We start from the raw sequence: 11,899 nt of genomic DNA on the forward strand, positions 1-11,899 counted from the left end.
CTGCGGGACGGTTTGGTCCGTCGCATCGCTTGCTCAATTCGATTTTGTCTGACTATATGGGCCAACGCATGGCGTCAACGGCGCTTGATACGGGGGAGGATGCGGGTCGATGACGGGCTACACGTCCGATTCGACCGCCCGCGCCCGTGTCGGCCGACGCTGCCGCCTGCACCCTGATTGCCTATGCCCGTCCACTCGCTGAACCGGAATTTCCATGACCGACATGCCCCCCCTGCGTAGCCGCGCCTGGTTCGACAACCCCGAGAATATCGACATGACGGCGCTCTATATCGAGCGCTATCTGAACTTCGGGCTGAGCCAGGAGGAATTGCAGTCGGGCAAGCCGATCATCGGCATCGCCCAGACCGGCAGCGACCTGTCGCCCTGCAACCGTCACCACCTCGTGCTCGCCGAACGGCTGCGCGAAGGTATTCGTGAGGCGGGCGGCATCGTCCTCGAATTCCCGGTCCATCCGATCCAGGAAACCGGCAAGCGCCCGACCGCGGGCCTCGACCGCAACCTCGCCTATCTGGGTCTGGTCGAGGTGCTGTACGGCTATCCGCTCGACGGCGTGGTGCTGACGATCGGGTGCGACAAGACGACGCCGGCGTGCCTGATGGCCGCCGCGACCGTCAACATCCCCGCCATCGCGCTGTCGGTCGGGCCGATGCTCAACGGCTGGCACAAGGGCGAGCGCACCGGTTCGGGCACGATCGTGTGGAAGGCGCGGCAGATGCTGGCCGCCGGCGAGATCGACAACAAGGAATTCATCCGCCTCGTCTCGTCCTCCGCCCCCTCGACCGGCTATTGCAACACGATGGGCACGGCGACGACGATGAACTCGCTCGCCGAAGCGCTGGGCATGCAGTTGCCGGGTTCGGCGGCGATCCCGGCCCCGTATCGCGACCGGCAAGAAATTGCCTATCGCACGGGTCTCCGCATCGTCGACATGGTCCGCGAAGACCTCAAGCCTTCGGACATCCTGACCAAGCAAGCGTTCCACAACGCGATCAAGGTCAATTCGGCGATCGGCGGTTCGACCAACGCCCCGATTCACCTCGCTGCACTCGCCCGTCATATCGGCGTCGACCTGCCGATCGAGGATTGGCAGGAACAGGGCCATAAGGTCCCGTTGCTGGTGAACCTCCAACCCGCCGGCGAATATCTCGGCGAGGATTATTACCGCGCCGGCGGCGTGCCGGCGGTCGTCCGCGAACTGATGGGTGCAGGGCTGATCGCCGAGGACGCGCTGACCGTGAACGGCAAGTCGATCGGCGATAATTGCCGCGACGCGGTGATCGAGGATGAAAAGGTTATCCGCCCGTTCGGCCAGCCGCTGAAGGAAGAAGCCGGCTTCATCGTGCTCAAGGGCAATCTGTTCGACGCGGCGGTCATGAAGACCAGCGTGATTGGCCCCGAATTCCGCGAACGTTACCTGTCCAACCCGAACGACCCGGAAGCGTTCGAAGGGCCGGCGGTCGTGTTCGACGGGCCGGAGGATTATCACCACCGCATCGACGATCCGTCGCTTGGCATCACGCCCGAAACGCTGATGTTCATGCGCGGCGCCGGCCCGATCGGCTATCCGGGTGCGGCCGAAGTCGTGAACATGCGTCCGCCCGCATACCTGATCACCGAAGGCGTCAGCGCGCTGCCGTGCATCGGTGACGGGCGGCAGTCGGGAACGTCGGGCTCGCCCTCGATCCTCAACGCTTCGCCAGAAGCGGCAGCAGGCGGTGGCCTCGCGCTGCTGCGCACCGGCGACCGGGTCCGCATCGATCTGGGCAAGGGCCGCGCCGACGTACTGCTGTCGGACGAAGAGTTGGCGCAGCGTCGGCAGGAACTCGAAGCGGCAGGTGGCTACCAATATCCGGCGTCGCAGACCCCGTGGCAAGAAATCCAGCGTTCGGTCGTGGGCCAGATGGCAACCGGCGCGATCCTCGAAGGCGCCGAGGCCTATCAGAAGATCGCCCAGACCCGCGGCCTGCCGCGCGACAATCACTAAGGCGAGGCGGTCGGCGCAGGTATAATCGCGCCCGACCCGCCCATGGCGCCCGGGCCAGACCCGGGGTTCCGTTTGTTCTTCTACTGCCAGTAAAAACGTCGCCTCGGATCACGTCCGGGGCGACGATGGGGTTGGAATAGCGTTCGCACGATGCGTGGCTGCTACCATGGTCCCCCGCCGGTCATACCGGCCCGCCACTCTCCAATCCGGCGGAGCGTCGCGGGCGTCGTCCCCGTCGGCAGCGCGTCGGGGTCGAACCACCCGGCTTCCGCCAATTCCAGCCGATCGGCACCACGCAGCGTGTCGACCGCAGCCCGCGCGACATAGACGACGACATGATCGTCCTTGCCCTCGCGCCGGCTGTGATAGACGCCCAGCACCCGTTCGACCGTCGCGCCTTCGATCGCCACCTCCTCGGCCAGTTCGCGGTGGAGCGCATCGACGATCGCCTCGCCCTTCTTCACGCCGCCGCCGGGCAGATACCAGCCGTCGATATAGCTGTGGCGGACCAGCGCGATCCGGTCGCCCGCATCCAGCAGCACAGCCCGCACGCCGATCGTCCGCGGTCGGGTGACGCGCCACACCAGCCGCGCCACTTTTCCCAGCAACCGATGGATCAGCGCCATGCTATCCCCGTATCGGCCCGTTCCGCTCGACGACCGCACCGACATCGGCCGCGGCCGGTTCGTTCGCCGGGCGGATCATCAGGAAGCTGCCCGACCAGACGCCGGGAATGTCCCAACGCCCGCTGATCTCGCAACCATCCTCACTCAACACCCCGGCATAGACGACCATATCGGCGTAACCGACGCTATCGTCGTAGAATTTGCTGAAGCTGATCCGCGCGCCCTCGACATGCCCGTCGATCGCGGCGGCGATCAGTGCGCCGGGCGGCTGCGAATACAGGTCGGGTTCGTGGATCGTACCGACGATCGATCCGCCCAGATCCGCGATATCGGCCTCGAACGCGGTCGGCGGGTTGGTGTGCGGATAGTTGAATATACCGCTCCACTTGCCGCTCAGATCCCGGCTCACAACGCCCGCGCCGCTTCGACCAGCAGGACCGGCACGCCCCGGCGTATCGGAAAGGCGAGGCCGGCGGCGGTCGAGACCAGTTCCTGCGCGGCCGCATCATAGTCGAGGCGCGTCCGGGTCACCGGGCAGACGAGGATCGACAACAGCCAGGGATCGATCGTCACCCCTTCGCGCGCGGTTTGTGCGGTCATTGCAGCGTCGCCTCTTCGTCATCGCCATGCCTGCCGAAGAATTGCATGAGCTGTACGATCAGTTCCGCGCGGTCGGACAATGCGTCGACTTCGAGCAGCGCCTGTTTGGCGGCGACGTCGAACGGGGCGATCTGCGCGATACCGTTCACCAGGCTTTCGTCGTCGAGTCGCCCGACCGATTCCCAATCGACCGCATAGCCCAGCCGGTCGGCGAAGCGACGCGCCTCCATCTCCAGCGACGCGCGCTCGGCCAGCGCCAGCGTGGTGTCGCCGACGACCGGCAGCAGCTCCGCTTCGACCTGCCGGAACGGGGTGGTCACATCCAGTTCGCGCAGCACGCGGAACCGCGACACCCCGCGCAACACGATATCGTAACAGCCGTCGGCCTGCGCCTCGACATCGACGATCTGCCCGACACAGCCGATATCGAACAACGGCGGCTTTTCGGTATCGCTGCCGACCGGGCGCGGCTGGATCATGCCGATGCGCCGGTCGCGCGCCAGGGCGTCGGACACCATCGAGCGATAGCGCGGCTCGAAGATGTGCAGCGGCAAATGCATGTTCGGAAACAGCAGCGCCCCCGCCAGCGGGAAGACGGAGACGCGCGCGCTCATCCGAACAGGATCGCCGACAGCTTGCGGCGCTGCTGCGACACCCACGGGTCCTCGAGGCCGACCGCCTCGAACAGCTTCAACAGCTGCTGGCGCGCGGCATCGTCGTTCCACGACCGGTCGGCGGCAACGATCTTCAGCAGCGATTCCGCCGCGCCGTCGCGGTCGCCCGCCGCCATCTGCCCACCGGCCAGCCGGAAGCGCGCGTCATGATCGTCGGGGTTCGCCTCGACCTCGGCCTTAAGCCCCGCCAGATCGTCGACCGGCTGTGCATCGCGCGCCAGCGCCAGCGCTGCCCGCGCCTGTTCGATGCCGGGCAGCTTTGCCGCGTCCTCGGGCAGCGCATCCAGCGCCGCCTGCGCCGCGTCATGCTCACCCAGCGCCATCAGCGCACGGACGCGGCCGGCGGCGACCTGTGCATCGTCGGGTGCGATATCGGCGATCTGATCGAAGATCGACAGCGCACGCGCTGCGTCACCTTCGGCCAGTGCCTCCTCGCCCATCGCGATCAGCGGCTCGATATCGGGACCAGCCGTCTCGCCGGGCTGTACCGGCAATTGCCGCAGCAGTTGATCGAGCATCTGCTTCAACTGGCTCTCGGTGCGGGCCGAGGTCAGGTCGGCGACCAGCTGCCCCTGGAACATCGCATAGACGGTCGGGATCGACCGGATTTGGAATTGCGACGCGATGAACTGGTTCTTGTCGGTGTCGATCTTTGCCAGCACGACGCCCTTGTCGGCATAGGCCGCCGTCACCTTTTCGAGGATCGGGGTCAACGCCTTGCACGGCCCGCACCATTCCGCCCAGAAATCGATGACGACCAGTTGGGTCATCGACGGTTCGACGACATCGCGACGGAACGCCTCCACAGCTTCCTTTTCCGGGGCGGTCAATCCTAGCGTGGCCAAGCGGCGATTCCTTATCCTGAAAGCGTCCTCCCTATGTGGGCACGCAGGATGATTCAGAAAAGAGTGATTTAGGGGGTTGCGCGATCCGAAACCCCCATCTAATAGCCCGCCTCACCCCAGCCGGTCCGCCGGTTCGGAACGCCAGAGCGGGCGTAGCTCAGGGGTAGAGCACAACCTTGCCAAGGTTGGGGTCGAGGGTTCGAATCCCTTCGCCCGCTCCAGTCTTCTTAAAGACTTGACGATAATGCCGCGAACTGCGGCTGGCGTCACTCCACCCTATCGACACAAATGGCCGCGGACGTTGTGACCCGACGCTGCACCGTCTTGTCGGAGAGGTGCCCGTGCGCCGGTCGACCGGCAAACGCGGACGCCGGGCACAACGTTTGCGATGCGCGCCCTTGCCCAACACGCCCGACTACGCATCCCGGCAGACGATCGGCCTGGCAGAACCGGTGACCATATTCGGCAAGGACGGGCATCGGCCGTAACCGGCGAACGATCGCACGCGCATGTGCTCGGATGGGCGCTGCCCCGCCCCTTCCCCGCACCGATCGACCCGCTGACGAACCGTGGTGGGACAGTCACCTAAAATCACTATAGGATTCATATAGTGAAACCGTTACCATGGCGGACGGGGCTGAAAGGGGTCAGTTTGTCTGGGGGTAAGACATGGTCGCCGGTACTGAATTACTGAATGCAGTATTCGATATTTTCCGTGCCGATCGACGGGACACCGATCAGAATATCTGGTGTCAATATTATTTCGGAACGGATATCGCCGCCGATGGCGCGGACCGAAATATGTCGGAAAAGACTCGCCACTTGCAAGACATGCTTGGCGATTCGATGCAGCAACGGCGATCCTGCTGAATCTCCTTCCGATGTGCGGGGCCAACCATTCGCATCAATGCCAAAGGGCGCGGTGACGGCACTCCGATGTCGCTGGGTACGAGGCGTTAGGCAGTCGATTCGTGTCTGTAGCGGTTATCGATACGCGTGGCGGACGAACGCTTAGGCTTGGGACTCCGGTTCTGGACGTGGCCACTAACGCGGCGTGAACAAATCGCCACTACGGAACGGGCTGCGTTCTGATCTTCACAGTTCGGGCGAAAAGGGGATATGTCCGTGCAAGCCGCAACACCAACGACACGATTGCACGGCCTCGACGGGCTACGTGGCGTGATGTGCCTCGGCATTGCCCTGTATCACTATCTCCCCTATTATTTTACCAAGGGCGATCTGCCCTATGACGTCTCGCGTTACTTCGCGTGTTTCACCGATATTTCTTCGTATTCGGCGGATTCTTTGTCGGCAACGTGGTCGATCGCAAAACCTATGGTCCGCAGCTGTATCGTCAGTTCATCGTCGATCGCTTGGCGAGACTATACCCGCTGCATATCGCGACCCTCGCCTTCTATTTCATACTGGCGGTCGCAATCGTCCTCGACCTGGTTCACCCGAAGAACCCGGATCGATACGATCTATTGTCCTTCGCCCCGCATCTGACGCTGACCCACAGCTGGGGCTTCGGCGAATTCGCGACGTACAACTATCCGAGTTGGGCGGTAAGCGCGATTTTCGGGTGCTGTCTCGCTCTTCCGGCCCTCAGGATCTTGCGGCGGCTGCCCTCTCTCAATCTCGCGCTGCTGGTGATACTCGCCGCCGCGCTTGCGATATGTTCCCATATCGCCACGGAGCTGGATTCGAGCATCACCGCCATCCAGGAAGAGTCGCTCGGGATCCTCCGCTGCGTCCCGTCCTTTCTTTTCGGCGTACTGTTGTCACGCAACCGGGACGTTCAGATACCGAGGGGCGTTGCGATCGCGACCTTCCTGTTGGCGGCCTTCATGCTGTTCTGCCGGGGCGCGGCCGTCCATGGCATCGAACGGTTGTTATTGGTCTACATCCTGGTATTTTCGGTGGTCGTCATCGACTCGTCCGGCATCAAGACGCCGCTGCACATGTCTGCGTTACGACGTATCGCGAAATACTCGTTCGGAATCTACCTGATCCACAGTATCGTCGCGACGATATTGTTTCAGGTTCTTTCGCCGAAGCTGGTCGGTATGCAGAACATCGCTTTTGGCGACGCAAATTCCTTAGGGGCGATGCTGCTGGTCATTGGCGGTCTAATCATCACCCTGGCGCTGGCGGTCGGTAGTTCCAGAACAGTGGAACTCTACGGAGCACATGCCGTGCGTGCAGCTCTTGGTCCAAAGAAGGCGACGGTCGCCGCAAGGTCATAGGCGGAGCTTGCTGCGTATCGGCTTACGATCGGTCCCGCGTGCCGACCGATATCCGCGTCCGCGATACGCACTTCGTCGCTGACGGAACGGCAAGGGCCTTCTTTCCCGTCGCCCTGATGCTTGGGCTGCGCTAGGGGGATCGGCGTGGCGACGCAGGCACTTCAGCAACGGTTCTCCGCGCAAAGCCCGCCGCCGCTGTCGCGTCGGCTGACGACGCTGGCGCTGGTCGTGGCGATTCATGCGCTGATCCTGTGGCTGCTGCTGCGCATCGCCCCGACGCTGATGTCGCCGCCGCCGGGCGAAAAATCGCCGTTGGTCGTCGACATGCTGCCCGCCGACCAGGTAGCCCCCGCCGCCGCCCCGGCCAAGCAGGTCCAGCGCAAGGCCGCTGCGGGAAGTGCCGCGACCGTCAAGCCGATCGCCACCGTAACCCCGCCGCCCGAGGTTCCACCCCCGCCGGTCCCTGCCGAGCGACCGTCCGACGTCTGGTCGAAGGTCATTCCCATGACCGGTCGCGAATTCGCACGCGCCGCGATCACGCCCGGCACGCGCGGGACCGAAGGGGTCGGTACCGGCAGCTCGACCGGCGACAGTGGCGATGGCGATGCAGAGGCCGATGCCGGCGGCGGCAGCGGTGGCGGTGAGCGGCTCTACGCCGCCGACTGGTATCGCCGCCCGACCCATGCCGAGCTGTCGACCTATCTGCCGCGCAACGCCCCGCCCGGCTGGGGCGAGGTCGCGTGCCGCACGATCCCGAACAACCAGGTGACCGATTGCCGCGAGATCGGGCAATCGGCGAGCGGGTCGGGCCTGGCGCGCGCGGTGCGACAGGCGGCGTGGCAGTTTCGCATTTTGCCGCCGCGGGTCGGTGGTCGGCCGTTGGTCGGCAGTTGGGTTCGGATTCGCATCACCTATACCGATGCCGGTGCGGCGGTGGAGTGACGAGGCGACGCATCCTTGCCCTCCCCGCGCCCAGCGGCTAGTCGGCAGGCGTTTATCCCCCTCGCATCGCAGGTCGCTTCGCATGTCCGCATTGTTCCGCATCACCCTCCCCGACGGTGCCGTCCGTGAGGTGACGCCGGGCACTACCCCTGCCGACATCGCCGCCGCGATTTCGCCGGGTCTGCGCAAGGCGGCGATCGCCGCGCGGGTCGACGGGCAGGTGCGCGACCTGAACCGCCCGTTCGACGGCGACGCGTCGCTGGCACTGGTGACGGTCAAGGACGAGGCGGACGCGCTCGAACTGCATCGCCACGACTTCGCCCACGTCATGGCCGAAGCGGTGCAGACGCTGTATCCGGGTACGCAGATCACCTTCGGCCCGGCGACCGAGGACGGCTTCTATTACGACTTCGCGCCCGCGCCCGGCCGCGGCATGTTCACCGACGAGGACCTGCCGCTGATCGAGGCGGAGATGCGCAAGATCATCGCCCGCGGCGAGAAGTTCGAGCGCGAAGTCGTGACCCGCCAGCAGCTGATCGATCGCTGGACCGAGCAGGGCGAGACGTTCAAGGCCGAATGGGCCGCCGAACTGCCCGAAGGCGAGGAACTGACCATCTATCGCCAGGGCGCGTGGCTCGACATGTGCCGCGGGCCGCACCTCGAATCGACCGGCAAGCTCGACCCTGCCGCGTTCAAACTGACCCGCGTGTCGGGTGCCTATTGGCGCGGCGACCAGAAGAACGCGATGCTCAGCCGCATCTATGGCACCGGTTGGCTGTCGAAGAAGCAGCTCGACGCCCACCTCACCCGGCTGGAGGAAGCCGCCAAGCGCGACCATCGCAAGCTGGGCGCGGAAATGGACCTGTTCCACCTCCAGTCGGAGGCGCAGGGTTCGGTCTTCTGGCATCCCAAGGGCTATATGATGTGGCGGCAGCTGGAGGCGTATATGCGCCGCCGCTTGGACGCGCACGACTATCAGGAAGTGAAGACGCCGCAGCTGATGGACGCGCGGCAATGGGAACAGTCGGGCCACTGGGGCAAGTATCGCGAGAATATGTTCGTGGTGCCCGACGAAATCCCCAATACCGAGGACGAGGGCGCGATCGTCAGCGCCGATGCCGACATGATGGCGTTGAAGCCGATGAACTGCCCCGCGCACGTCCTGATCTTCCGCCAGGGGATCAAGTCGTATCGCGACCTGCCGATCCGCATGGCCGAGTTCGGTTGCTGCCACCGCAACGAACCGCATGGCGCGCTGCACGGCATCATGCGCGTCCGCCAGTTCACGCAGGATGACGCACATATCTTCTGCCGCGAGGATCAGTTGGTGCAGGAGGTTCGCGACTTCTGCGAGCTGCTCGACTCGGTCTATCAGGATCTGGGCTTTACCGATTATGCCGTGAAGCTGGCGCTGCGCCCCGACAAGCGCTTCGGCAGCGACGAGATGTGGGACAAGGCCGAGGCGGAACTGCGCGAGGCGGTACTATCTTCGAACCTGTCCGACGACATCAAGGCAAAGTTCGAGGAACTGCCGGGCGAAGGTGCGTTCTATGCGCCCAAGCTCGAATTCCACCTGACCGACGCGATCGGGCGGACGTGGCAGGTCGGCACGATCCAGTCGGACCGGGTGCTGCCCGAACGACTCGACGCGACCTATGTCGGCGAGGACGGCAACCGCCACCGCCCGGTGATGCTCCACCGCGCGATCCTCGGCACGTTCGAACGCTTCCTCGGCATCCTGATCGAACATCATGCGGGCCGCATGCCAATGTGGCTGTCGCCGGTACAGGCGGTGGTCGCGACGATCGTGTCCGACGCCGACGATTATGCGAACGAGGTCGCGGCGGCGTTGAAGGCGGCCGGCATCCGCGTCGAAACCGATCTGCGCAACGAGAAGATCAACTACAAGGTGCGTGAGCATTCGCTGGCGAAGGTCCCGGCGCTGGTCGTCGTCGGCAAGCGTGAGTCGGAGGAACGCACCGTCGCGCTACGCCGGCTGGGCAGCCAGGGGCAGCAGGTCATCGCCCTCGACGAACTGGTCGCGATGCTGTCGAACGAAGCGCTCGCGCCCGATCTTGCGCGGAACCTTTCGTAATCGCGCAGAATTGACTATATAGGACTTTCGAACACTGAAGGAGCAGCACCTATCCGTCCGCCCATGATGCGTCGCCCCAATGCGCCGCCGCCGATGAACGGCCCCCGATTCAACGAGTTCATCCAGTCGCCGAAGGTCCGCGTGATCGACCATGAGGGCGAGAATCTGGGTGTGATGTACACGCGCGAAGCGATCGCGCAGGCGGCCGAGGTCGGGCTCGATCTGGTCGAGGTGTCGCCGAACGCCGATCCGCCCGTCGCGAAGTTCCTCGACGTGGGCAAGTTCAAGTACGAGGCGCAGAAGAAGGCCAACCTCGCCCGCAAGACCCAGAAGACGCAGGAGATCAAGGAGATCAAAATGCGTCCGAACATCGACGATCATGATTATGATACGAAGATGAAGAAGGTCGAGGAATTCATCACCGAGGGCGACAAGGTGAAGGTCACGATGCGCTTCCGCGGTCGCGAACTGAGCCATGGTCAGCTCGGCATGGCGGTGTTGCAGCGCGTCGCCGAAGCGACCCAGGAAATCGCCAAGGTCGAAGCCTATCCGCGCATGGAAGGCCGGCAGATGCTGATGGTGCTGGCACCGAAATAACCTGACCAGACCGTACCGGTCCAGAAAGCCGTCATGTCCCGCCATGTGGACATGGCGGCTTTTTCTTGCCGACTCCACCGAATTGACGTTCGGCTGCGATCGGAGCGGACGACGATCCTATATACTTTATGGTATTGGGGAGAATTCTTGCTGCACCTATACTTGCCCAGCGATGCGTGGGGGGCGGCAACGCGACTCGCCGGTACTGGTCATGGCCGCAATCTTGGAGGATTGCATGAGGCATATTGGCATGAGCGTCGCGTTGGCGGCGATCATTCTTCCCGCAACCGCATCGGCGCAAAGCGTCTTCGACGGGCGCTGGCGCGTCGATCTCGGCAGCACCGAGCTTCCCAAGAAGCCATGGGTGGTGACGCTGAACGACAGGAATTTCCGCTGTGCAAGTTGCGGTACGCCATGGGGCATCCCCGCCGATGGCGGCTTCCACAAGGTAGCCGGCCAGAACTATTTCGATGAGGCGGCAGTGAAACGGATCGACCCGCGCACCATCGAATTCCACTATCGCAAGGGCGGGCGCCTGGTCGAAACCGACCGGATCAGCATCTCTGCCGATGGCAAGACCTTCACGTCGGTCGATACCGATCATGCCACTCCCAATGGCGAACTCGCCGTCTATCGCAGCACCGCGCGGCGCAGCGCCGATGGCGCTCCCGGAGCGCATCCCCTGGACGGAAGCTGGGTCACGACCTCGTACGACAAGGGGTCCGACAACACGATGACGGTGACGATGCGGATGGAGGGCGATCGCTTCTCCTTCGCCGATGGCACGGGGTCGCACTATACCGCGACGCTCGGTGGCCCGCCGGTAAAGGTCGAGGGCGACCTTGCCGGGCGGATGATCGCGGCCAAGCGGCTGAGCCCCAACGCGCTTCAGCTCGACGCATCGATCGGCGGCAAGGCGGACAGCCGGATGATCGTAACCGTCGCGCCGGACGGCAAGAAGATGAATGTCGAAGCGACCAATGTGAAGCAGGCGGTCACCACCCGCTTCGTCGCGTACAAACAATAGGGTCCGCCGGGGGTGGCTCAGTCGCCGCCGCCGCCCCCGCCGTCACAGCCGCCACCGTCGCTACCGCAGTCGCCGGACGAACCGCCGCCATCGAACCATCCGAAGAAACCGTCTCCGCCCCCGTCATCCACCCCGGCTCGGCGGGCTTTGCGACGGTTGGATGCTGCCGCGACAAGGGCGATCAGCAGAACGGCGATGGCCAGAACGGCCAGCAGGATCAGGTCCATGGCGCGATCCTGCCT

The 11,899-nt window shown here is 64.3% G+C and carries 13 protein-coding genes and 1 tRNA gene; 8 read left to right on the forward strand and 6 right to left on the reverse strand.

What is annotated here, in order from left to right; all coding sequences use genetic code 11:
• Positions 1–214: 214 nt before the first annotated feature.
• On the forward strand, positions 215–2,005 hold the full coding sequence (locus AAIO73_RS07085; protein ID WP_345877041.1) for an IlvD/Edd family dehydratase: 1,791 nt from the start codon (positions 215–217) through the stop codon (positions 2,003–2,005).
• A gap of 161 nt (positions 2,006–2,166) precedes the next feature.
• Here the strand turns inward: AAIO73_RS07085 and AAIO73_RS07090 are convergent, their stop codons facing one another.
• Genes AAIO73_RS07090 through AAIO73_RS07110 form a run of 5 tightly spaced genes read right to left on the reverse strand, consistent with a single transcriptional unit; the run spans position 2,167 to position 4,750 of the window.
• Positions 2,167–2,631, reverse strand: coding sequence for an NUDIX domain-containing protein (locus tag AAIO73_RS07090; RefSeq protein WP_345877042.1), 465 nt, complete (start codon positions 2,629–2,631; stop codon positions 2,167–2,169).
• Between the two features lies 1 nt (position 2,632).
• Entirely contained in the window at positions 2,633–3,040 is a 408-nt protein-coding gene (locus AAIO73_RS07095) for a hypothetical protein (protein WP_345877043.1), read from the reverse strand.
• Positions 3,037–3,231, reverse strand: a complete 195-nt coding sequence (locus AAIO73_RS07100; RefSeq protein ID WP_242120723.1) for a Trm112 family protein — start codon at positions 3,229–3,231, stop codon at positions 3,037–3,039. The genes AAIO73_RS07095 and AAIO73_RS07100 overlap by 4 nt, the downstream gene beginning before the upstream one ends.
• Positions 3,228–3,845, reverse strand: a complete 618-nt coding sequence (locus AAIO73_RS07105) for an LON peptidase substrate-binding domain-containing protein (protein ID WP_345877044.1) — start codon at positions 3,843–3,845, stop codon at positions 3,228–3,230. Before AAIO73_RS07105 ends, AAIO73_RS07100 begins: the two co-directional genes overlap by 4 nt.
• Positions 3,842–4,750, reverse strand: coding sequence for a tetratricopeptide repeat protein (locus AAIO73_RS07110; RefSeq protein ID WP_526023775.1), 909 nt, complete (start codon positions 4,748–4,750; stop codon positions 3,842–3,844). Before AAIO73_RS07110 ends, AAIO73_RS07105 begins: the two co-directional genes overlap by 4 nt.
• 146 nt (positions 4,751–4,896) lie before the next feature.
• Between AAIO73_RS07110 and AAIO73_RS07115 the strand changes: the two genes are divergently transcribed.
• From AAIO73_RS07115 to AAIO73_RS07145, 7 genes are all read left to right on the forward strand, one after another.
• Positions 4,897–4,971 (forward strand) — tRNA-Gly (locus tag AAIO73_RS07115).
• A 448-nt stretch (positions 4,972–5,419) separates the two neighbouring features.
• Positions 5,420–5,620 carry a hypothetical protein gene (locus AAIO73_RS07120; protein WP_345877045.1) on the forward strand — a complete coding sequence of 67 codons (201 nt, stop codon included), beginning with the start codon at positions 5,420–5,422 and terminating at the stop codon, positions 5,618–5,620.
• A gap of 398 nt (positions 5,621–6,018) precedes the next feature.
• Positions 6,019–6,996: an acyltransferase family protein gene (locus AAIO73_RS07125; protein ID WP_345877046.1), complete on the forward strand. Its 978-nt coding sequence runs from the start codon at positions 6,019–6,021 to the stop codon at positions 6,994–6,996.
• Positions 6,997–7,140: 144 nt separating this feature from the next.
• On the forward strand, positions 7,141–7,938 hold the full coding sequence (locus AAIO73_RS07130; RefSeq protein WP_345877047.1) for a hypothetical protein: 798 nt from the start codon (positions 7,141–7,143) through the stop codon (positions 7,936–7,938).
• Between the two features lie 82 nt (positions 7,939–8,020).
• Positions 8,021–10,033 (forward strand): threonine--tRNA ligase, encoded by a 2,013-nt coding sequence (thrS, locus tag AAIO73_RS07135; RefSeq protein ID WP_345877048.1) that lies wholly within the window; start codon positions 8,021–8,023, stop codon positions 10,031–10,033.
• Between the two features lie 63 nt (positions 10,034–10,096).
• Entirely contained in the window at positions 10,097–10,630 is a 534-nt protein-coding gene (gene infC / locus AAIO73_RS07140; RefSeq protein ID WP_242119809.1) for a translation initiation factor IF-3, read from the forward strand.
• A gap of 235 nt (positions 10,631–10,865) precedes the next feature.
• Complete coding sequence (locus tag AAIO73_RS07145) at positions 10,866–11,657, forward strand: hypothetical protein (protein ID WP_345877049.1); 792 nt, start codon at positions 10,866–10,868, stop codon at positions 11,655–11,657.
• A 17-nt stretch (positions 11,658–11,674) separates the two neighbouring features.
• Here AAIO73_RS07145 and AAIO73_RS07150 read toward each other — a convergent pair whose 3' ends face one another.
• Positions 11,675–11,884 (reverse strand): hypothetical protein, encoded by a 210-nt coding sequence (locus AAIO73_RS07150; protein ID WP_242119813.1) that lies wholly within the window; start codon positions 11,882–11,884, stop codon positions 11,675–11,677.
• Positions 11,885–11,899: the final 15 nt, after the last annotated feature.

Origin of the sequence: Sphingomonas epibiotica (genome assembly GCF_039615155.1) — a bacterium.
In the GTDB taxonomy this organism is placed as follows: domain Bacteria; phylum Pseudomonadota; class Alphaproteobacteria; order Sphingomonadales; family Sphingomonadaceae; genus Sphingomonas.